The sequence below is a fragment of the Lysobacter sp. Root494 genome, assembly GCF_001427225.1.
Taxonomy (GTDB): Bacteria; Pseudomonadota; Gammaproteobacteria; order Xanthomonadales; family Xanthomonadaceae; genus Agrilutibacter.
This window is the reverse complement of the sequence record NZ_LMFH01000001.1, coordinates 254,884-277,232: the sequence shown is the minus strand read 5'-3', so window position 1 is coordinate 277,232 and position 22,349 is coordinate 254,884. Positions and strand designations below refer to the sequence as shown.

18 protein-coding genes are annotated in these 22,349 nt (G+C 66.0%); 3 read left to right on the top strand and 15 right to left on the bottom strand.

Translation table 11 applies throughout. The annotated features are described in order from the left end of the window. Positions 1 to 41: 41 nt before the first annotated feature. The 3 genes from cydB to ASD14_RS01140 all read right to left on the bottom strand — a co-directional run bounded on the left by cydB (position 42) and on the right by ASD14_RS01140 (position 3,040). Positions 42 to 1,064: a cytochrome d ubiquinol oxidase subunit II gene (gene cydB, locus ASD14_RS01150; protein WP_056127685.1), complete on the bottom strand. Its 1,023-nt coding sequence runs from the start codon at positions 1,062 to 1,064 to the stop codon at positions 42 to 44. A gap of 176 nt (positions 1,065 to 1,240) precedes the next feature. Next, the gene (locus tag ASD14_RS01145; RefSeq protein WP_056127682.1) at positions 1,241 to 1,531 is read right to left on the bottom strand and encodes a GIY-YIG nuclease family protein; all 291 of its coding nucleotides are present in this window, start codon (positions 1,529 to 1,531) and stop codon (positions 1,241 to 1,243) included. An 87-nt stretch (positions 1,532 to 1,618) separates the two neighbouring features. Beyond that, on the bottom strand, positions 1,619 to 3,040 hold the full coding sequence (locus ASD14_RS01140) for a cytochrome ubiquinol oxidase subunit I (RefSeq protein WP_056127679.1): 1,422 nt from the start codon (positions 3,038 to 3,040) through the stop codon (positions 1,619 to 1,621). A gap of 223 nt (positions 3,041 to 3,263) precedes the next feature. Here ASD14_RS01140 and ASD14_RS01135 point away from each other — a divergent pair, with 223 nt between their 5' ends. From ASD14_RS01135 to hemF, 3 genes are all read left to right on the top strand, one after another. Beyond that, complete coding sequence (locus ASD14_RS01135) at positions 3,264 to 4,856, top strand: FAD-dependent oxidoreductase (RefSeq protein WP_056127673.1); 1,593 nt, start codon at positions 3,264 to 3,266, stop codon at positions 4,854 to 4,856. Positions 4,857 to 5,145: 289 nt separating this feature from the next. Next, positions 5,146 to 7,515 (top strand): S9 family peptidase, encoded by a 2,370-nt coding sequence (locus tag ASD14_RS01130; protein WP_056127670.1) that lies wholly within the window; start codon positions 5,146 to 5,148, stop codon positions 7,513 to 7,515. Between the two features lie 292 nt (positions 7,516 to 7,807). Then, on the top strand, positions 7,808 to 8,722 hold the full coding sequence (gene hemF, locus ASD14_RS01125) for an oxygen-dependent coproporphyrinogen oxidase (RefSeq protein ID WP_056127667.1): 915 nt from the start codon (positions 7,808 to 7,810) through the stop codon (positions 8,720 to 8,722). A gap of 5 nt (positions 8,723 to 8,727) precedes the next feature. Here the strand turns inward: hemF and ASD14_RS01120 are convergent, their stop codons facing one another. From ASD14_RS01120 to polA, 12 genes are all read right to left on the bottom strand, one after another. Beyond that, positions 8,728 to 9,213, bottom strand: coding sequence for a YetF domain-containing protein (locus tag ASD14_RS01120; RefSeq protein WP_056127665.1), 486 nt, complete (start codon positions 9,211 to 9,213; stop codon positions 8,728 to 8,730). Between the two features lie 68 nt (positions 9,214 to 9,281). Next, a complete protein-coding gene (locus ASD14_RS01115) occupies positions 9,282 to 10,094 on the bottom strand; it encodes a substrate-binding domain-containing protein (protein WP_056127662.1) in 813 nt (270 codons plus the stop codon). Continuing rightward, the gene (locus tag ASD14_RS01110) at positions 10,091 to 11,011 is read right to left on the bottom strand and encodes a PQQ-dependent catabolism-associated beta-propeller protein (RefSeq protein ID WP_056127660.1); all 921 of its coding nucleotides are present in this window, start codon (positions 11,009 to 11,011) and stop codon (positions 10,091 to 10,093) included. The genes ASD14_RS01115 and ASD14_RS01110 overlap by 4 nt, the downstream gene beginning before the upstream one ends. Positions 11,012 to 11,074: 63 nt before the next feature. Further along, positions 11,075 to 11,470 carry a c-type cytochrome gene (locus ASD14_RS01105; RefSeq protein ID WP_157474945.1) on the bottom strand — a complete coding sequence of 132 codons (396 nt, stop codon included), beginning with the start codon at positions 11,468 to 11,470 and terminating at the stop codon, positions 11,075 to 11,077. Then, a complete protein-coding gene (locus ASD14_RS01100; RefSeq protein WP_082538702.1) occupies positions 11,467 to 12,348 on the bottom strand; it encodes a cytochrome c oxidase assembly protein in 882 nt (293 codons plus the stop codon). Before ASD14_RS01100 ends, ASD14_RS01105 begins: the two co-directional genes overlap by 4 nt. Then, positions 12,345 to 12,800, bottom strand: coding sequence for a hypothetical protein (locus tag ASD14_RS01095; protein ID WP_056127657.1), 456 nt, complete (start codon positions 12,798 to 12,800; stop codon positions 12,345 to 12,347). The genes ASD14_RS01100 and ASD14_RS01095 overlap by 4 nt, the downstream gene beginning before the upstream one ends. Further along, positions 12,791 to 13,396 (bottom strand): hypothetical protein, encoded by a 606-nt coding sequence (locus ASD14_RS01090; RefSeq protein WP_056127654.1) that lies wholly within the window; start codon positions 13,394 to 13,396, stop codon positions 12,791 to 12,793. Before ASD14_RS01090 ends, ASD14_RS01095 begins: the two co-directional genes overlap by 10 nt. Before the next feature lie 5 nt (positions 13,397 to 13,401). Beyond that, entirely contained in the window at positions 13,402 to 15,315 is a 1,914-nt protein-coding gene (ctaD, locus tag ASD14_RS01085; RefSeq protein WP_056127651.1) for a cytochrome c oxidase subunit I, read from the bottom strand. Positions 15,316 to 15,322: 7 nt separating this feature from the next. After that, positions 15,323 to 16,327: a cytochrome c oxidase subunit II gene (locus tag ASD14_RS01080; RefSeq protein ID WP_056127648.1), complete on the bottom strand. Its 1,005-nt coding sequence runs from the start codon at positions 16,325 to 16,327 to the stop codon at positions 15,323 to 15,325. Beyond that, on the bottom strand, positions 16,324 to 16,866 hold the full coding sequence (locus tag ASD14_RS01075; RefSeq protein ID WP_056127646.1) for a c-type cytochrome: 543 nt from the start codon (positions 16,864 to 16,866) through the stop codon (positions 16,324 to 16,326). The genes ASD14_RS01080 and ASD14_RS01075 overlap by 4 nt, the downstream gene beginning before the upstream one ends. Before the next feature lie 10 nt (positions 16,867 to 16,876). Next, positions 16,877 to 18,655, bottom strand: coding sequence for a methanol/ethanol family PQQ-dependent dehydrogenase (locus tag ASD14_RS01070; RefSeq protein WP_056127644.1), 1,779 nt, complete (start codon positions 18,653 to 18,655; stop codon positions 16,877 to 16,879). Positions 18,656 to 19,537: 882 nt separating this feature from the next. Then, positions 19,538 to 22,315: a DNA polymerase I gene (gene polA, locus ASD14_RS01065; protein ID WP_056127642.1), complete on the bottom strand. Its 2,778-nt coding sequence runs from the start codon at positions 22,313 to 22,315 to the stop codon at positions 19,538 to 19,540. Positions 22,316 to 22,349: the final 34 nt, after the last annotated feature.

The window sequence follows — 22,349 nt, the reverse complement described above, 5'->3', positions numbered from 1 at the left end:
TCAGGCTTTTTTTCGCGAGTTTTCGCGATGCGGCGAAGGACTCAGTGGTAGCCGGAGTCCGCCGCGACCTTGCCCTTGAACACGCTGTACGACCATGCCGTGTAGCCGAGGATCGCCGGCAGCAGCACGATCAGGCCAACGGCGACGAAGCCCTGCGACGATGGCGGCGACGCTGCTTCCCAGATCGTCATCGACGGCGGCACGATGTTCGGCCAGATGCCGAGCACGAGGCCGGCGAAACCGAGCACGAAGAAGCACAGCGTCAGCACGAATGGCGCGGCGTCGCGCCCCTGCCGCATCGCGGCCTTCCACAACGCGAACGCGTTGAGCAGCGCGAGCAGCGGCACCGGCGCGAGCCACCAGAAATTTCCGCCTTCGAACCAGCGCGCCATGATCCGCGAGTCCAGGAACGGCAGCCACGCGCTTACCAGCCCCATGAACGCAACGACGACCAGCACCAGCGGCCGCGTCAGCGTGCGCGCGATCTGCTGCATGCCGCCTTCGGTCTTGAGGATCAGCCAGGTCGAGCCGAGCAGCGCATAACCGAACACGACGGCGATGCCCGTAAGCATCGAGAACGGACTGAACCAGGCGAATGCGCTGTTCAACAACTGGCCGCCGATGTACTTGCCGCCCTGCAACGGCATGCCTTCCACCAGCGCGCCGAGGATCACGCCCTGCGCGAACGCGGCGAACATCGAGCCGAGCGAGAAGGCCAGGCCCCAGGCCTTCTTCGCGCGATTCGCCTTGAAGCGGAACTCGAAGGCAACGCCGCGGAACACCAGCGCGATCAGCATCAGCAGCACCGGCAGGTACAGCGCCGACAGCACCACCGCGTAGGCTTTCGGGAACGCAGCGAGCAGGCCGGCACCGCCGAGCACCAGCCAGGTTTCGTTGCCGTCCCAGATCGGCGCGGCCGTGTTCATCATGTGGTCGAGCTGGTGCTCGTCCTCCGCGAACGGCGCGAGGATGCCGAGCCCGAGCACGAAGCCGTCGAGCAGCACGTACATCAGCACGCCAAAGCCGATGACGCCGAACCAGATGATGGGAAGCCAGTATTCCATTGGGGATTTCCTGTTCTATCCGATTGCTGCTTTTGTGAGTGCTGCTTTTGTGAGTGCTGCTTTGTGGTTGCTGCTTTGCCGCTGCTGCTTTGTGGCTGCTGCTTTGCCGCTGCTGCTTTGCGGCTGTTGCCTTTGCTCGTCATTCCCGCGAAGGCGGGAATCCAGCGACTTTGCTCTTACCCGACAATCTGGGACCAAAGGTCATTCCAGTACGGATTGGCTTCTTCAATCAGCCGCACCTTCCATTCCCTATTCCACTTCTTGATCTGCTTCTCGCGGGTGATCGCCGAGTCCATGGTGGCGTGAAGCTCGAACCAAACCAGGTATTCGACACCGTGCTTTTCCGCGAAACCGTCGACCAGGTGTTCCTTGTGCTGCCAAGTCCGCTGAACAAGATCACTCGTTACACCAACGTACAAAGTGCCATTGCGTGCGCTGGCGAGGATGTAGACCGCGGGTTGCTTCATCCCTGAACCCCAAAGTCACTGGATTCCCGCCTTCGCGGGAATGACGAGCAAAAACAAACGCGCTCACGTACCGCTTGCCGGCTCGCCTCACGGCGCACTCTCCGCCGTCGCATCATCCGGCGTGCGATTGCCTATCGAAAGTGGCCGCGCGGGCGTGCGCTCTCCCGAATCGCTTTCCGGCATCGGCTCGTGCGGTTGCGGGCCCTTGCGGATCAACTTGAGCAGGTACCAGATGCCCGCGCCGAACACGGTGAAATACACCGCGGCGAACACCAGCAATGACGTCAACACGCTGCCGGCTGCGAGCGTCGGCGTCACCGCGTCTGCAGTACGCAACAAGCCGTAGACAACATAGGGCTGGCGGCCGATTTCCACTACGTACCAGCCCGAAAGGATGGCCACGAAGCCGGCCAGCGTCATCGCACGCCAGCCGTTCAACACCCACTTCGACTCGAACAACCGCTTGCGCCGCCACTGCCATAGCGACACCAGCACCAGCGCGAGCATCAGCAGGCCGAGCCCCACCATCACGCGGAAGGCGAAGAACACCGGCGCGACCGGCGGCCGCTCGTCCGCGGGCACGGCCTTCAGCGGCTGGATCTCGCCATCCAGCGAATGCGTGAGGATCAGGCTGCCGAGTTTCGGCACCGCGATTTCGTAATCGTTGCGCTCCGCCTTCTGGTCCGGCAGCGCGAACAGGACCAGTGGCACGCCTTCACCCTTCGCACCCTGCTCCCAGTGCCCCTCCATCGCCGCGAGCTTGGTCGGCTGGTGCTCGCCGACGTTGAGGCCATGCTGGTCGCCGACGAAGACCTGCACCGGCACTGCGATCGCCGCGAACAGGACCGCGAGCTTCAGCATCCGCCGGCCCGCATCGACATGCAGCCCACGGCGCAGGTAACCCGCGCTGACGCCGCCAATGACGAAACAGGTGGTGATGAACGCCGCGAGCACCATGTGCGCGAGGCGATACGGGAACGAGGGATTGAAGACGATCGCCCACCAGTTCGCCGGTTCGAACACCCCGTCGGCCGTCAGCGTGTAGCCCTGCGGCGTCTGCATCCAGCTGTTGGCGGAGATGATCCAGAACGTCGAGATCAGCGTGCCCAGCGCGACCATGCACGTGGCGAGGAAATGCAGCTTCTCCGGCACCTTCCTGGCGCCGAACAGCATCACGCCGAGAAAGGTCGCCTCCAGGAAGAACGCCGTCAGCACTTCATACGAGAGCAGCGGGCCGAGGATGTTGCCGGCCTTCTCGCTCAGCACCGCCCAGTTGGTGCCGAACTGGAAGCTCATGACGATGCCGCTGACCACGCCCATGCCAAACGACACGGCGAAGATCTTCAGCCAGAAGAAATACAGGTCGCGCCACACCGCGTCGCGCGTGCGCAGCCAGCGGAACTCGAGGAAGGCCAGCCAGCTCGCCAGGCCGATGGTGAAGGCCGGAAACAGGATGTGGCAGGAGATGACGAATCCGAACTGGATCCGGGAGAGCAGCAATGCATCCACGCAACGCCTCCGCGGCACGTGGGGTGCGCCGCGGCTGCATATTCTGCGCCGCAAACCGCCGGGCGAACAGGAGCAGATGCGCTCGTGCGGAACCGGAGCAGGAACGCGACCGTTGTCGGCGCCCGCAGCGCCGTATCACCGCGGCCTCACGGCGTATGGACGCGGGATTCACCGGATGTCGCGCACGCTTCCATCTGGTTTCGGAACGCACGGAGGGCTGGCCATGCGCAGTCATAGCGACGGGAACGCAGAAGCCACGGGTAGCGTGTCGCTGTGGATGGACACTGCACCTACGCCCGAACTGACACCACTGACCGGATCGCAGCATGCGCAGGTATGCGTCGTCGGTGCCGGCATCGCCGGTCTGACCACCGCGTATCGGCTTGCCCGATCCGGCAAGGACGTACTCGTTCTCGACGAACGCGGATTGCGCGGCGGACAGACCGCGCGAACTACCGGCCACCTGTGCAGCGCGCTCGATGACCGCTTCTTCGAACTGGAAAAACTGCATGGGCACGAAGGCGCGCGGCAGGCGGCGCAGAGCCATGCTTCGGCCGTCGATGCGATCGAGATGATCTGCGCGACCGAAGGCATCGATTGCGAATTCAGTCGCGTCGATGGTTATCTCGTGCAAGGCCGCGGCGACGAGCGCGCCGGCATCCTCGATCGCGAATACGACGCCGCGATTCGTGCGGGCCTGGATTGCGAGCGTGTTCCCGGTGCGCCCGGGTCACTGTCGGTGTTCGGGGATGCGTTGCGATTCCGCCACCAGGCGCGCTTCCACGCGCTGCGTTACACCGCGGGACTGGCGAACACGATCGAGCGGCTCGACGGGCGACTCAACCGCGCAACCGTGGTGGACGTCGAAGGCGGTGCGAACGCGCACGTGACCACGCAGGACGGCGACCGCATCGACTGCGATGCGATCGTTGTCGCCACGCACGTTCCGTTCAACGACCGCCTCGCGCTGCACACCAAGCAGGCCGCCTACCGCACCTACGTGATCGCACTGCGCATCGCCCAGCACGCCGTGCCCGACGCGCTGCTGTGGGACACGCTGGATCCCTACCACTACATCCGCATCGAGCCGGGACGCGGCAACGACTGGCTCATCGTCGGCGGCGAAGACCGCAAGGTCGGGCAGGACGAAACACCCGAACACCACTTCGCCGAACTCGAACGCTGGGTGCGCGAACATTTCCCGATGGCGGGCGAAGTCGGTTACCGGTGGTCGGGACAGGTCATCGAACCGGTCGATTCGCTCGCCTTCATCGGCCACAACCCGGGACGCGCCGACAACGTCTACGTCGTCACCGGTGATTCCGGCAATGGCCTGACCCACGGCACGCTGGCGGGCATGCTGATCGCCGAACTGATCGCCGGCCGCGAATCGGCCTGGACGTCGCTGTATGCGCCCGACCGCAAGACCTTGCGCGCCGCCGATGAATTCCTGCGCGAAAACCTCAACTTCGTGCCGTATTACGGCGAACTGCTGAGCGGCGGCGACGTCGACAGCTACGCGAGCATTGGCGCGGGCGAAGCGGCGATCCTGCGCGAAGGCCTGCACAAGATCGCCGCGTGGCGCGACGACACCGGCGAACTGCACCTGCACTCGGCGGTGTGTCCGCACCTGGGTTGCGTGGTGCACTGGAATTCGGCCGAAAGCAGCTGGGATTGCCCGTGCCACGGGTCGCGCTTCGATCCGCGCACGGGCGCGCGGCTCAATGGGCCGGCGGATCGCGGGTTGGCGCCACTGGAATTGCAGGTGGTGCCGCGGGATCGGGTGCGTAGCGAAGTACCGCGCGCAACGCGTTAGCTGGCATTAGCGACCTGACGCTTCACCCCTTCTCTCCGCGCAGCGGGGAGAAGGTGCCCGCAGGGCGGATGAGGGGCGCTCTTGCTGTTGCGCACCGCCCCTCACCCTGCGTTGCTACACGCAACGCTGTCCCTCTCCCCGCAAGCGGGGCGAGGGGTTGTCGCGCGTCCAACGCTGGCCTTTGCCCCATCTGCGCTTCCACGCCGCCCACCACCAGCCATGACCTTTGACCCGGTCCCCCACGGACACGGCTGCTAACCTCCGCCGGTCTTTCCACGCGCGCCCACCCATGCCACGTCTTCCGTTGCCCGCCCTGCTTCTCGCCACTTCATTCCTGAGCGCTCCCGTCTTCGCACAGGCGCCGCTCACGCTCGACCAGGTCATGGCCGATCCCGACTGGATCGGGCCGCCGGTCGAACAGGCCTGGTGGTCGTGGGACGGCCGGCAGGTGCAATACCTGCTCAAGCGCGAAGGCGCGACGATCCGAGACACCTACCGGCAACCGGTCGATGGCGGCTCGGCTTCGAGGATGGACGGCGCGGCGCGCGCGGAGCTCGACGGCATGAACCCGGCGTTCGACAACCAGCGCACGCACATGGCCTTCGTGCGCAACGGCGATGTCTTCGTGCGCGACCTGCGCAATGGCGCCCTGACCCAGGTCACGCGCACCGATGCCGCCGAGGCGCTGCCGCAGTGGAGCCGCGACGGTAACCTCGTCTTCCGCGTCGGCAACGACTGGTACCAGTGGCGCGCCGGCAGTGGCGTGAGCCAGGCCGCCGTGATCAAGGCGGAAAAGGATCCGGGCGCGGCACCCAAGCCCGACGACCTGCGCGAACGCCAGTTCGAAATGATCCGCACGCTGAAGGACGACAAGGCGCGGCGCGACGCCGCGCGCGTGCAGGACCAGCAATGGCGAAGCGCGGATCCGACACGCGCGCCGGTTCCGGCGTATCTCGGCGCCGACGTGAACATCGCCGACAGCGCGATGTCGCCCGATGGCCGCTGGATGCTGGTGGTGACGACGGCCAAGGACGCCGACGAAGGCCAGGCCGGCAAGATGCCGAGGTACGTGACGGAATCGGGCTACGAGGAATTCGAGGACGTGCGCACGCGCGTCGGCCGCAATGCGCCGCTGCCGCAGAAACTGTGGCTCGTCGACCTCGCCGCGGCGAAGGCGACGGAAGTGAAGTACGACACCCTGCCCGGCATCGCCGACGACCCGCTCGCGGCGATGCGCAAGGCCGCGAAGAAGGATCCGCTGAAGGGCAACCGCGACGTGCAGGTGCTGACCAGCGGCGACAACAGCGGCGCACCGTCGATCCGCTGGACCGATGATGGCCGCAGCGTCGCCGTGGCGATCCGCGCGATCGACAACAAGGACCGCTGGATCGCCAGCGTCGATCTCGCCAGCGCGAAGCTGCAGCCGCGCCACCGCCTAACCGATCCCGCCTGGATCAACTGGGGCTTCAACGATTTCGGCTGGACGCCCGACGGCCAGCTGTGGCTGCTGTCGGAGCAGAGCGGCTATTCGCACCTGTACGTGGGCGAAGGTAGCAAGCCGCGTGCGCTGACTTCCGGCAACTGGGAAGTCTCCGCGCCGCAACTGTCCCGCGATGGCGCCACGTTCTATTTCCTGTGCAACCGCAAGTGGCCTGGCGACTACGAGGTCTGCGTGGTGCCGCGCAATGGCGGCGAAGTGCGCGAACTCACCGACCTGGGCGGCGTCGAGGACTTCTCGCTGTCGCCCGATGGCCAGCAGCTGCTCGTGCGCCACTCGCGCGCGTACATGCCGCCGCAGCTGTCGGTACTGAGCGCGAAAGGCGGCGCGGCGAAGCAGATCACCGACACGCGCAAGGAAGCCTTCAAGACGCGCGAATGGATGCTGCCCGAATACGTGCAGGTGCCGAGCAAGCACGGCGCCGGCACGATCTGGGGCAAGTACTACGGTCCGAAACAGCCCGAAGCGGGCAGGAAATACCCGATCGTGATGTTCGTGCACGGCGCGGGCTACCTGCAGAACGTCGACGACCGCTGGCCCGACTACTTCCGCGAGCAGATGTTCCACAACCTGCTGGTCGAGAAGGGCTACATCGTGCTCGACCTCGACTATCGCGGCTCGGAAGGCTACGGCCGCGACTGGCGCACCGCGATCTACCGCAACATGGGCCATCCGGAACTCGAGGATTACCTCGACGGCCTCGACTGGCTCGCCGCCAACAAGCAGGGCAACAAGGATCGCGCGGGCATCTATGGCGGTTCCTACGGCGGCTTCATGACCTTCATGGCGCTGTTCCGTTCGCCGGGCACGTTCAAGGCCGGCGCCGCGCTGCGCCCGGTCACCGACTGGTCGCAGTACAACCACGAATACACCAGCAACATCCTCAACACGCCCGAGCTCGATCCGGAGGCGTATCGCGTTTCCTCGCCGATCAACTATGCCGACAAGCTGCAGGACAACCTGCTGATCGCGCACGGCATGATCGACGACAACGTGTTCTTCAAGGACTCGGTGGTGCTCACCCAACGCCTGGTCGAACTGCGCAAGGACAAGTGGGAAATCGCGCCGTATCCGCTGGAGCGGCACAGCTTCACGCATCCGGATTCGTGGTACGACGAGTACCGGCGGATCCTGGAGTTGTTCGAGCGGACGTTGAAGTAACGTTCTCTGACGGCTACAGCATGCGACGCCCGGCATTGGCCGGGCGTTCGCTTTTTTACGCTCGTCATTCCCGCGAAGGCGGGAATCCAGTGACTTCCGTTTTTTGGCGGAGAGCGAACCACGAAGACCAAGCAAAAAGCACAAGGCAAGCAAAGTCACTGGATTCCCGCCTTCGCGGGAATGACGAGCAAAAGCAGAAGCAAGAGCAACAGCGACACGACGCGACATGACATGGGCAAGGCTACCCTGCCCCCCCGCTGCACCGCGCAGGCGCGGCGCTACAATTTGGCCCATGAACGACTTCGACAGCGTCCGCAACTACCTCACCGACCTGCAGGACCGCATTTGCGCCGCGATCGAAACCGCCGATGGCGGCGCGCGTTTCGTCGAGGACAAATGGACGCGCGCGGAAGGCGGCGGCGGGCGCACGCGGATCCTGCGCGATGGCGCGGTGTTCGAGCAGGCCGGCATCGGCTTTTCCGACGTATCTGGCACGAAGCTGCCGCCCTCCGCGAGTGCGGCGCGACCGGAACTCGCGGGCGCGTCATGGCGCGCGGTGGGCATGTCGCTGGTGTTCCATCCGCGCAATCCGTACCTGCCGACCACGCACGCCAACGTGCGCCATTTCCGCGCGATGCGCGATGGCGAAACCGTCGCGTGGTGGTTCGGCGGCGGGTTCGACCTGACGCCGTTCTATCCCTTCGATGAAGACGTGCTGCACTGGCATCGCACGGCGCGCGAGCTGTGTGAGCCGTTCGGAGGCGCGCAACGCTACGACGCGCACAAGAAGTGGTGCGACGAGTATTTCCTGCTGAAGCACCGTGGCGAAACGCGCGGCGTCGGCGGCTTGTTCTTCGACGACCTGCACGAGGATTTCAAGCGCGACTTCGCCTACATGCGCTCGATCGGCGACGGCTTCCTCGATGCGTATCTTCCAGTCGTCGAACGCCGCCGCGATACGCCGTACGGCGAACGCGAGCGCCAGTTCCAGCTGTACCGGCGCGGGCGCTATGTCGAGTTCAACCTCGTCTTCGATCGCGGCACGCTGTTCGGCCTGCAGAGCGGCGGCCGTACCGAATCGATCCTGATGAGCCTGCCGCCGCTGGTGCGCTGGGAATACGGCTACACGCCGGAGCCGGGCAGCGCCGAAGCGCGCCTCGCCGACTACCTGCGGCCACGAGACTGGTTGCAGGAACTCGCGCGCTGATGAGGTTACTTCTTCGGATCCTCGCGCGGCACGATCGAGATTTCGCCGTCGCTCTCCAGCACCGCGAGCCGCACGTCCTCGACGCGAATGCAGCCGTGCTTGCGCATGGACTCCTTCAGCTCGGAATGGGTGAGATTGGTTCGGCGCAGCGCCTTCTCATACACCGTGCCGTTGCGTACCAGCAGCACCGGACTGCCTTCCAGCAACTGATCGAGCCGCTGGCTGCGCGATGACAGGAAACCCGCGAGCCAGTTGAGCGACAGCAGCGTCGCCACGAGGATCACCGCGCCGGTCACCGATTCCTCCTCGGCAATCATCGCGCCCTGCACCGCGTCGCCCAGCAATATGAGCAGCAGCAGGTCGAACGGGGTGAACTGGCCGACCGTGCGCTTGCCCGACAGGCGCAGGAAGGACAGCAACACGATATAGACCAGGGCGCCGCGCAGCACGATCTCGTACCACGGCATCGACAGGACGAGCAGGTCCGACATGGCCGTTCCTCCTCTGTGGCTTCGCGTCACCGTAGTGCTCCGTGCGTGAATGCCGCGCGCAGCTGCGACTACGGTGCCGGGGAGACGCGGTCCCCGTTCGTTTCGACGCGCGGCACGTGGTACGCATCCAGGATCGCGGCGATTTCCGTCGCATGCCGCTGCAGGGCCGCATTGAGTTCGCGGCGCAACGCGCGATCCTCCTTGCGCACGCCCATCGAGGTGTCGAACACCATCGGCCACAGCGGGCCATCGAGCCAGGGCGTGACCGGCATGAGGGCGAGCTGCACCGGTTGCTTTGCGGCGAAGTAGCCCGCGGTGGGACCCCACACGATCGCGACGTCGACGTCACCACGCGCAACCGCGTCGATCACCTGCGATTGCGGCGCTGCCTGGGCGTAATCACCGTAAACGGTGTAGCCGCGCACGTTCCCGGCGATCCCGCGTCGTGCCAGTGCGTGCGCGGGCGGCGTGTTGGCGCCGTCGTCGCCGACCAGCTGCACGCCGATCATCCATTGCTTCAGGCGGGGATCGTCGAGCGAATGCACGCCCAGATGGCGATCGGCGCGGCTGACGAATATATATGTGGAACGGTAATAGGGATCGGTAGTACCGAGCATGCCCATGCTGCTCGCCACGCCCGCCACGACGTCGCAATCGTTCGCCAGCAGCGTGTTGCGCAGGAAGCCGCGGCGCTGCGCCCACCAGGTGTAACGCACGTTGGCGTCCAGGTCCTTCGCGAGCAGCGCGATAATCCGGTTCTCGAATCCCTCGCCGCGCGCATTGGAGTACGGCAGGTTGTTCGGATCCGCGCACACGCGCAGTTCGCGCGCGCCTGCGTTTGCGGCGAGTAGCAACAGCGGCAGCACGATCGCGGCCCTCATGGTTTCACCACCACGCCCCACGGCTTGCCTCCGGTTGCGATCGTCGCCAGCAGCTGTCCACTGTCGCGATCGATCACGCTGACGTCGCCGGAAAGCCCGTTTGCTGCATACAGCCTGCCTTGCGCGCCCAGTGCGATGCTCCAGTCGCGTTGTCCTGCCGGGAGCACGCGCCGCAACTGATTCGTCCCGCGATCGATCTCGGCGACGCCATTGCCGCGACCCAGCGCGACGAAGGCACGCCTGCCATCGGGATCGAAGGCGATGCCGATGGCCTGCACCGTCGCCGGTGCATCCGCCACGTCGAGGTCGATCACGCCGCGGCGTTCGCGCGACGGCATGGCGAAGACGGCAACCGTGCCGCGCACTTCCGACGACACCCACAACTCGCGCCCATCCGCGGTGAAGCGCGCCTCGCGCGGCCGGGTGCCGACCATCGAACTTTCCACCAGCTTTCCGCTGCGTGCATCGATGAAGTGCACGAGGCTGGCGCTTTCGGATGTGCAGACCACCCAGTGGCCATCAGGACTCACCGCCATGCCTTCGGGCTCCGCGCCGACTTCCACTTCATGTGTGATCCGCTTCGCCGCGATGTCGAGGAAGCTGACCTTGTTGTCGTCCTCGTTGGCGACATAGAGCATGCGTCCGTCCGGCGAGAGGGCGAAGCGCTCGGGGTCCGGACCCGAAGGCAGGTGATCGGTCACGCGCCCCGACGCGAGATCGACCACGTCGATGCGATTGTCGTTGCTCACTGCGACGAACAACCGGCGGCCGTCCGTACTCAATTCCAACCCACGCGGACGCTGGCCCACCGGGATCTGTTTCACCTCGCGCCACTGCGGTGCCTCGATCACATGGATGACGTTCGCCTGTTCGTCCGACACGTACACCGTTTCCGCGTTCGCCACGGCAGTCGCCATGCATAGCGCACCAGCGAACAGGATTCGTGAGGCGGCGAGGAGGGACAGTCGCTTCGGCATCCGTCAGTTCAACGTGTAGAGATAGGCGGCGATGTCGCGCGCATCGGCGTCCGTCACGCCCATCTCGGGCATCGCGGTGTTGGGCTCGATGTGTTGCGGGTGCTGAAGCCACGCAATCAGGTTCTGCGGCGTGTTGCGTCGCTGTCCGGCGATGAAGGTGCGTTGTCCGAAGCGGAGCAGCGAAGGGCCCGCCATCCCGCCGGCACCACGCACGCCGGGAATGGTGTGGCAGCTGCCGCAGCCGTAATGCGCGAAGAGCTCGCGGCCGTGCGTGGGCCTGCCACCGGTCAGCCATGCGGCGCGCTGTTCGATTTCGTGATGCCGCTGGCGCATGTTCAACAGCAGCGCCGTCGCGCCGGCCAGCAGCACTACGGCCACGGCGCCCACCAGCCACTTCATGGCGACGGCTCCAGCGTGCGTTCGCGCAGGCTGCGCGCGAGCAGCACCAGCGCGGCGACTGCGTGCACGATTCCACCCGGGATCCACATCAGCAGGCCGGCCAGCTGCTGGTCCTCGGCGGGCGTCAATCCGAACGGCGCCATGCCAAGGCGCGCGTAGCCGGCGTACCAGGGACTGGACGACAGCGCCATGAACACACCCAGCGCGCCGCTGATCGTCGCGGTGAAGAACAGGCAGCCGATGGCAAGCGCCGGCCGCGCACGGTGCGCGACCAGGACCGCGCTCCAGAACAGCAGGGCCGTGGCCAGGAACGACACGTGCTGCGCGATATGCCAACCCGGTTGCGCGAGCGCAAGGTCGAACAGTCGCGGCGCATGCCACAGCCACAGTGCGAGCGCCTGCAGCAGCGTCGCCGGCAACGGATGCGTGAGCGCCTGCCAGGCCGCGGCGAACCAGCGCGCATGGCCAAAAGTGGCGCAGCGCGTGCGCCACGCATTTGGCAGGGCCCACAGCGCGATGCCGATCGGCCGGGACAACACCAGCAGCGGCGCCGCGGCGAGCATCAGCAGTTCGTGTTCGAACATGTGCGCGGCGAACGAACGCTCGCCCGCTTCGTGCAACGGCGACACGAGCGCCGCCGCTAGCACGAGCCAGCCCAGCCAGAACAGGTGTGCCTGGCGCCGGTGCGTGCCCGGCCTGCGTTCGCGTGCGCGCAAGCGTGCATATCCGGCGTTGAACCACAGCAGGCTGAGCGCGAGCGGCAGGGTCACCCAGGGATCGAGCGTCCAGCCTGGCCATGCCGTTGGCCCATGCGCGAAGGCAACATCGGGCATCGCGCACAGGACCAGCAGCGTCGTATCCGCGCGCCAGCGTCTCATGGCGGGCATCCCGGCAGCATCACGCCCGCCATCGTCTGCACCGCCACCAGCAGTGCGAACAACGCCGCCGCCATCAGGCTCAGTCGCGCGGCGAACGCGCGGCTGCCCGCGCTGCGCCGCAGCGGCTCGCGTGCAGGCTCTTCGCGGGCGCCTTCGTCCCTTGGCGACGCGCGCTTCCTGCGCGGCGCCGGGCCACGCGGCGGCGCTTCGCCTTCCTCCACCACCGCCACGGCATCCTCGCGCAACACCGCGCGACTCCACAACGCCGCCAGCGCGACGAACACGATCACCGCGATCCCCACCACCACTGCGCTCGCAGGATTGCCGGCGGGACAATGGAAGTGCAGCGCATCGCCGATGATCTGGTGATGCGCGAACCAGCCGGCCACGCCGGCGATCAGCCCGGCCCATGGCTGCAGCAGGAAGCCGATGCGCGCGCGTTTCACAGCCATCGCGGCACCCAGTACACGACCGCGTACACCACGACCCAGGTCACCACGATGAAATGCCAGAACACCGCATTGTCGTTGACGTCGGAGAATTTCCGGCCGTCGACTGGTTTGGCAAAGACCATCGCCGCGAGGACGAAGGTGTCGTAGACGTCGGTGATGACGTCCGCGTGGTGCATGATCAGCACCGCCCAGGTGATCGAGCCGTAGGCGTTCTGGTCCCAGCGCACGTTGAAGGCCTGGAACTCCAGTCCGCGCAACACCAGCAGCGCGACGCCGAACAACGCGGTCATCACGATCCAGAACTGCACCCCCGGTTTCGATTGCTGCTTGGCCCGACGCACCGTGAGCACATTCGGAATCTCCGACAGAAGCGCAAGGAGCACACCGGAGGTCGCCCAGAACAGCGGCGGTGGCGGCGCTCCCGGCGGCCATTCCTGCTCGTACGGCAGCAGGTAGAAGTACGCGCCGATCACGAGCACGAGGCCAACACCCTCGATCAGCATGAAAGCGATGCCGCCCCAGAACCCGATCGCGCCAGGCCCGAACAGGTAGTCCGGCAACTCGGAAAGGTCGATGTCGGTCGCGCGGCGAGGCATGCGGCTTACTCCATGCTCGGCTCGGACTTCTTCGGCCAGAACCAGATCGTCATCGCGATCGCGATCGCGATCGAAGGCCAGACCCAGCCCCAGGGATCGAAGATCGTCCAGATGAACTGGAGCGTGAGCGCCAACGCCGAGAAGAAGGGCCAGATGCTCGGGTCGGGACAGGCCCAGCGCGCCCGCGGTTGTGCATCGGCGATCGACGTCAGGAGCATCTCGCGCTTGTCGCTGCGCAAGCCGCGCAGCCAGGCGGGTTCACCCTGGCTCCACAGCGGCGTACGGCTTTCCACGGCCGGCACCTGCGTGAAATTCCACGGCGGCGGCGGCGAGGACGTGGCCCACTCCAGTTCCGGTGCCTCCCACGGGTTGTCGCCGGCGGCCTTGCCGCGCCGCAGGGACCAGACCGCGTTGGCCACGAACAGCAACACCCCGACAGCAACGAGATAGCTTCCGGCGGTGGCCACCATGTTCGCCCACTCCCAGCCCATCCCGGCCGGATAGGTGTAGATCCGGCGCGGCATGCCGGCGAGGCCGAGCCAGTGCATCGGGAAGAACGTGAGGTTCACGCCGGCGAACAGCAGCCAGAAATTCCACTTCCCCGCGCGCTCGCTCATGAGCCGGCCGGTGAACTTCGGGAACCAGTAATGGAAGGCGCCGAGGAACGGGAACACGGCGCCGCCGATCAGCACGTAATGCAGGTGCGCGACCACGAAGTAGGTGTCGTGCAACTGCTGGTCCAGCGACACCGACGCCAGCATCACCCCCGTGAGCCCGCCGAGCACGAACAACGCAAAAAAGCCTAGTACGAACAGCAGCGGCGTCGCGTAGCGCGGCTTGCCCAGCCACAGCGTGGCGATCCAGCAGAAGATCTGCACACCGGACGGGATCGCGATCATCATGCTCACCGCGGTGTAGAAGCTGTTGCCCAACGGCGGCAATCCCGTCGCGAACATGTGGTGCACCCACAACCCGAACGACAGGAACCCGATCGACACCAGCGCCACCACCATCGTCGTGTGCGCGAAGATCGGCCGTCGCGAGAAGGTCTGCACGATGCTGGAGATCATTCCCAGCGCGGGAATGAAGATGATGTAGACCTCCGGATGCCCGAAGAACCAGAACAGGTGCTGCCACAGCAGTGGGTCGCCGCCTTCGGCCGCGTTGAAGAACTGCGTGCCGAACTGGCGATCGGATTGCAGCAACTGGCTCGCGATCATCACGGACGGCATCGCGACCATCACCATGAAGGCGGTGACCATCTGCGCCCACGCGAACAGCGGGATGCGGTCGAGCCGCATGCCCGGCGCGCGCGTCACCATGAAGGACGTGGCGATCTCGGCGGCCACGCACAGTGCCGAGACCTCGGTGAAATTCACCATCTGCGACCAGAAGTCGGTGCGCTTTCCGGGCGAGAAGTCCGGGGACGCGAGCGGCACGTACGACGTCCAGCCCGTTTCCGGCCCGATGTCGAGCAGGAAGGCAACGAAGATGGTGATCCCGCCGAACAGGTACACCCAGTAACCGAAGGCGTTCAAGCGCGGGAACGAGATCGTGCGGGCGCCGAGCATCAGCGGCACGAGGTACACGCCCATCGCCGTCATGATCGGCACGGCGAACAGGAACATCATCGCCGATCCGTGCAGCGAGAACAGCTGGTTGTAGCGGTCCGGGCCGATGAAACCGTTCTCGGGACGGATCAGCTGCGTGCGCATCAGCAACGCGAGCACGCCGGCGCAGGCGAAGAAGACGAGGGCGGTGACGATATAGCGCAGGCCGATGCGCTTGGCGTCGACGGTGGTAAGCCAGCCGATCAGGCCGGGTCGGTCCGCCCAGGTGCGCGCGAGGCAGGCCCGTTCTTCCTGCGCGACGTGGTCCTGCGCTGCGCGTGGATTGGAAGCGGCGGGCGGCACGCTCATCGGCGGATCACTGCAACGTCATCAGGTAGGCGACGAGCGCGTTGAGCTCGTCGGGTTCGAGATCCACCGCCGGCATCGTGTTGCCCGGTTTCAGCCGTTGCGGATCGGAAAGCCATGCGGCGAGATCGCCGCGAGTGAACGGCCGCGTGCCCGCGGCAATCGTGCGGCGGCTGGCGAAGTGGGTGAGGTCCGGGCCGGTGCGTCCGCCGGCGTCGGTACCGCCGATCGCATGGCACATCACGCAGGCGCTAGACTGGAACAGCGCGGCGCCGCGTTGCGCCTCCGGTTGCGCGGGCAGCGTCGCAGGCGCGAGTTGATGCGCACGCCAGGCGGCGAAATCGCGCGCGCTGTCGACCCGGACATCGAGCGCCATGTGCGCGTGTTGCAGGCCGCAGAATTCCGCGCACTGGCCGCGGTAGCGACCGACGCGGCGCGGCGTGATCGCCAGGTGGTTGTCGTGGCCGGGAATGAGATCGGTCTTGCCGTTGAGGTTGGGGATCCACAGGCTGTGGATCACGTCGCCCGCCGAGAGTTCGACGCGGGTCATGCGGTCCACCGGCAGGTGCAGTTCGTTGGCGGTGATGAACTGCTTCGACGGCTCGCGGTCGAGGTATTCGACCTGCCACCACCATTGCTTCGCCGTGACGCGTACGCGCAGCGCGTCCGGATCGCGCGCGAGCAGGTGGCGATCGACGGAAAAACTCGCCGCGGTCAGTCCGACCAGCACGACCGCGATGAAGCCGGTCCACAGCACCAGCAACGCGCTGATGCGTCGTTCGGCGCCGTGCCCGGTGGCGGCATCGCGCCGCAACAGCGCGATCGCCAGTCCGGCCAACACGCCGACGTAAATGAGCGCGCACGTCCACAGCATCACCTGCCACATCACGTCGATCGCGCGTGACTGGTCCGCGGCGGGATCGAGCGTGGACTGCACGCGGCTGCACGCACCGATCAGTCCTGCGCCGAGAAGGAGCAGCGTCCGGGATGCGGCGGCGCCATGGCACGCCTTCATGGCGGCGCCACCGGTGGCTCGGCGTTGCGCGGCGGCTGCCTGGGTTCGTTCTGCTGAGTCACCGCCATGCCTTCGGTACGGCCCGGTTCGGCGGCCTTGGGCACGTTGCCCGACAGCGAACGTACGTACGCGGCAAGCTGCCACACCTGCTGCGGCGGAATCTTGCCGCGGAACGACGGCATGCCATTCGGCCGGCCCTGCATGATCGTCGAATAGACCTGGTCGATGCGGCCGCCATAGCGCCAGGTGTCATCCATCAGCGCCGGACCGATCGCGCCACCGCCGGAGGCATGGCAACCGTTGCAGTTGTACCAGCGGAACAGACGTCCGCCCTGGTTGATGTGGTATGCGTTGGCTTCGTACATTGCGCCGCGCGGATCGGCGACGAACGGCTTGTCCGCGCCCGGCGTCAGTGGACTCAGCTGAGCAGCTTCGGGCCCGGATTCCGCGCGCGGCTTGCCGGCGAACTCGCGGCGTTCGCGATTGCACGCCGCCAGCAACATCGTGCACGCCAGCACAATGATGGCGACGCGCTCCATGACAGTGCGCTCAGTGCGGCAGCGCGAAGACATACAGGGTCCCGCCCGGTTGGGTCTTGTCTTTCAGGTCGGCCGTCGCATTGACGAAGCCGAGCGCAGCGCCCTTGTCGCGCGGATCGAGGTTGCCCACGACGATCGCGCCTGCCCAGCCACCGACACCCGACAACACCGCAACGTACTGGTGGCCGTCGGGGCCGCGATACGTCACGGGTTGCCCGATCACGCCGGACCCGGTGCGGAATTTCCACAGCTCCGCGCCGGTCCGCGCATCCACCGCCTTGAACCAGCCGTCCATCGTTCCGTAGAACACGACGTCGCCGGCGGTCGCGAGCGCGCCGCTCCACACCGGCAGGTCTTCCTTGATGATCCAGCGCGGCGTGCGCGCGATCGGATCCCACGCCGTCACGACGCCGCGATGGCCGCCGGGACCGGCATACATCTTCACTTCCGCACCCACGTACGGCGTGCCGGCGATGTAGTTGGTCTCCACCGACAGCCAGTCCATGCACAGGTTGATGTGCGGTATGTAGACCAGGCCGGTGCGCGGCGAGAACGCCGACGGATTCCAGTCCTTCGCGCCGGGCGCGGCGGGACAGATTCCGCGCACCACCTTGCCCTGCTCGGTCTTCTTCTCCGGGTTGTAGACCGGGCGTCCGGTCTTCAGGTCGACGCGCAGGATCGAATTCCCCTGCACGAACGGATCGGCCGACAGCACCTGCCCGGTCGCGCGATCCATCACGTAGACGAAGCCGTTGCGTTCGGGCCGCACCAGCGTCTTGCGCAGCTGGCCGTCGATGCGCAGGTCGAGCAGCAGATTCTCGTTGATCGCGTCGTAGTCGTAGAGGTCATGCGGACTGAACTGGTAGAACCAGCGGGCGCTGCCGTCGTCGGGATCGCGCGCAAAGATCCCGGCTGTCCATTTGTTGTCGCCCGGCCGCTGCGCCTCGTTCCATGGGCCCGGATTCGCGGTGCCGTAATAGACGAGGTCGAGTTGCGGATCGTAGGAAATCCAGCCCCACGCCGTGCCGCCGCCGATCTTCCACGCCTGCGGCGGCCACGTGCGCACGCCGAGGTCCTTGCCGCGATCGGCGGGATAGAACGGCTTGAAGTTCGGGCCGATGCCGACATCGGCGTCGGGACCCGTCGCATACATCTTCCACAGCAACTTGCCGCTGCCCGCATCGAGCGCGGCGAGCCAGCCGCGCACGCCGAACTCGCCGCCGGAATTGCCGACCAGTACCTTGTCCTTCACCACCAATGGCGCGGCGGTGATCGACTCGCCTTTCTGGATGTTGCCGAGTTTCGTCTTCCAGCGTTCCTTGCCGGTGCTGGCATCGACCGCCACGGTGTCGCCGTCGAGCGTGTTGTAGATCACCGCGCCGTCCCAGTACACCGCGCCGCGATTGACCACGTCGCAGCAGGCAACGCCCTGCGCGGCGGCCTCGGGCTTGGGCTGGTATTTCCACTTGAGCTTGCCCGACTGCGACAGGTCGAGCGCGAACAGCACGTTGGGATACGGCGTCACCACGTACATCGTGTCGCCGACCACGAGCGGCGCGGCTTCCTGGCCGTGGTCGATGCCGGTGTCGAAGGTGAACTCGACCTTGAGCTGCTTCACGTTGCCGCGCTGGATCTCGGCGAGCGGGCTATAGCGCGTGCTGGCGTAATCGTGCGCGGGCATGCGCCATTCGCCATCCGTGGGCGAATGCGCGGAGGACTGCTGCGCGTGTGCGAGCGGAAGCATCCCGCAGAGCGCGCACCAGAGCATTGCCATTCGCCAGCCGCGCATTATTCCTCCACCACGTCGGCCAGGAGGCGTGCACCGCCGAACCACACGTTGCGGTCGAGCACTTTGGCGTCCTCGTACCTCAGTGAGCGTTTCACTGCCGGGCAACCTGGCGAGCCATCGGAATGCTTGCGAGCAAGTTTCCCCAAACAGGGTGAAGCAGCTGTCTTTTTCCAGGGTGATGCGTTCGCCGCAGCGATCGACTCCGCCTGCAGCGCGCCTGTGCACAGCGCAGTGCACACAACGAAGCGAGCGGCAGGAATGCCAACAATCACGTGATTCGCCTGCGGGCAATGAACCGACAATGCGGCGATATAAACGCGTGAAGCCCAAGTGCATTTGTGCAAATGCATTCGTGCAAATCAGTGCAACCCACGCCTTCCGCAGCCGCATCACCAATACCTGCAACCATCCGGAGCAAAGCCCCATTGGTAAGGGGCGCGGCGACAGCCGCGGGGATTGGCAGCGCAGCGTGGCGCCCGAAGTTTTGCGCACGCAAAACTTTGGGTTTTATTTTTCGCGAAGCGGAAAATAAAAAGCCCCGCTGGCAGGGGGGGCCGGCGGGGCTGGAGGAGCGGGACCTGGGGAGGGGTCTTCGCTCCTGGGATCACTCCAGGGGAGGGAGAGATCAGCGACAGGCATTGCACCTGTCGCGAGCAATAAGACCATCCTCCGCATGGATAGTTCGTGAAGGCGAAGGTTAAGAATCTGTTGGATTCAGGACGGATTCATTCCGACAAGTTCGGTCAATATCGCTGAACCGGGCATGCAGCGGCGCGGAACATGCCAGAACAGCGTCGAACGTCGTCCGGCTTGCTTCGGCTCACCCGAACGGGTGGTCCTCGCCGGCCGGTCCGGACCGAGCGGCCAGCGGCGTTTGTTCTTTTAATGGGCCTCGCCCCAGTTGTCACCCACCCCGCTGTCGACTACCAGCGGCACCCGCAACTGCGCGGCGGCCGCCATCCGCTGCGGCACCTCAGCGAGCAGCGTGTCGACGAATCCGCCATCGACTTCGAACACGAGTTCATCGTGCACCTGCAGCACCATCAGCGCCGGGCTTTGACCCGCGTCATTGCGATGCGGTTCCAGCCAGTTGTCGATATCGACCATCGCCCGCTTGATGATGTCGGCGGCCGTGCCCTGCATCGGCGCATTGATCGCGGCGCGTTCAGCGCCCGCGCGCAGGCCTGCGTTGCGTGAGCCGATATTGTCGAGGTAGAGGCGGCGGCCGAACACGGTTTCGACATAGCCGCGGTCGCGCGCCTGCTGGCGCGTGCGTTCCATGAAATCGCGAACGCCGGGATAGCGCGAGAAATACAGCGCGATGTAATCCTGCGCCTCGCCGCGCGCGATGCCGAGGTTGCGCGCCAGGCCGAACGCGCTCATGCCGTACATCAGGCCGAAGTTGATCGCCTTCGCCGCGCGGCGTTCGTTGCCGCTCACCTCGTCCAGTGGCTTGCCGAAGACTTCCGCCGCGGTCGCGCGATGGATGTCGGCGCCGGATTCGAACGCACGCAGCAGGCCTTCGTCGCCCGACAGGTGCGCCATGATCCGCAACTCGATCTGCGAGTAGTCGAACGACACGATCTTGCGTCCCGGCTGCGCAACGAACGCATTGCGGATACGGCGGCCGTCCTCGGTGCGGATCGGGATGTTCTGCAGGTTGGGATCGTTCGATGCCAGCCGCCCTGTCGCGGCACCGGCCTGGTGGTAGCTGGTATGCACGCGCCCGGTGTCCGGGTTCACCATCTCCGGCAGCTTGTCGGTGTAGGTGCTGCGCAACTTGGCGAGGCCGCGGTATTCCAGGATCACGCGCGGCAGTTCGTGCAGGTCGGCGATCGCTTCCAGCGCTTCCTCGTTCGTGGAAGGCTGGCCACTGGGCGTCTTCACCAGCGCCGGCAGCTTGAGTTCGTCGAACAGGAGCTGTCCCAGCTGCTTGGGCGAATCCAGGCTGAAGCTGCGACCCGCCATCTCGGTCGCCTTCTGCTGCGCGGCGAGCATGCGCTTGCCGAGATCGTTGGACTGGCGGCGCAATTCATCGGCATCGATCAGCACGCCGTTGGCTTCGATGCGCTCCAGCACCGGCACCAGCGGCATCTCGATCTCGCGGTACACACGCTCCAGCGCGGGCTCGGCGGCGAGTTTCGGCGCCAGCGCGAGGTGCAGGCGCAGGGTGACGTCGGCGTCCTCGGCGGCGTAACAGGTGGCCTCTTCGAGCGCGACCTGGGTGAAGGAAATGGCTTTCGCCCCCTTGCCCGCTACCTGCTCGTACTTGACCGTGTCGTAGCCGAGATAGCGCTTGGCCAGCGAATCCATGTCGTGGCGCGTGGCGGTCGCGTTGTAGACGAAGCTTTCCAGCATCGTGTCGTCGGCGTAGCCGTGCACCTCGACGCCGTGGCGGCGCAGCACGTGCAGGTCGTACTTGCCGTGCTGGGCGATCTTGCGTTTGGCCGGATCGGCGAATAGCGGCTTCAGCGCCGCAAGCACCGCGTCGCGCGAAAGCTGCAGCGGCGCGCCGGGATAGCTGTGCGCAAGCGGCAGGTAGGCACCGTGGCCCGGCTCGACCGCGAAGCTGATGCCGACGAGCTGCGCACGCATCGGGTCGAGGGAATCGGTTTCGACGTCGAAGGCGAACGCTTCGGCGGCCTGCAGTTTCGCGACCCAGGCCTGGAGCTTGTCCGCGTCCAGGAGGCATTCGTACTGCCCCGGCACCGACAGTGACGGATCGATCGGTTCGGCCACGGCCGCACTGCGCGCGTAGCCCGCGGCCGTGCCGCGCACGCTGATCTTTTCCGCGTCTGTATCGCCGGTGGCGCCGGGACCTTCCAGTTCGCGCAGCGCCTGCTTGAAGCCGTAGCGCGCGTACAGGCGGCGCAGGGCGTCGGTGTCGCGCGGCTGCAGCATCAGGTCGTCAGGCCGGTAATCCAGCGGAACGTCGATCTTGATCGTGGTCAGCGTGCGGTTGAGCGGCAGGCGCGGTAGCGCGGCACGCAGGTTGTCGCCGATCTTTCCCTTGATCTCGTCCGCGTGCGCGATGACCCCTTCGAGCGTGCCGTATTCGCCCAGCCATTTCGCCGCGGTCTTCGGCCCGCATTTCTCCACGCCGGGGATGTTGTCGATGCTGTCACCCATCAGCGCGAGGAAGTCGACGATCTGGTCGGGCTTCACGCCGAACTTCTCGACCACCGCCGACTCGCCGTCGTAGCGGCTGCCGCTCATGGTGTTCACCAGGGTGATACCGGGCCGAACCAGCTGGGCGAAGTCCTTGTCGCCGGTGGAAATGGTCACGTCGATACCGTCGTCCGCGCCCTGTGTCGCCAGCGTACCGATCACGTCGTCGGCTTCCACGCCGCCGATGCGCAGGATGCGGAAACCGAGCGCCTGCACGATCTCGCACATCGGTTCGACCTGCGCGCGCAATTCGTCGGGCATGGCCTTGCGGTTGGCCTTGTATTCCGGATAGATCGCGTCGCGAAAGGTGGGGCCGGGTGCATCGACGACGAAGGCGATGTAATCGGGTTGCTCCTTGAGGTGCGCACGCAGCATGTTCACCACGCCGAACAGCGCGCCGGTGGGCTCACCCGCCTCGTTGTTCAGTGGCGGCAGCGCGTGGAAGGCGCGATAGAGGTAGCTGGAACCATCGATCAGGACGAGTCGTTTCATGCCGGCGATTCTACGCGGCGACTCTCCGCAGGCG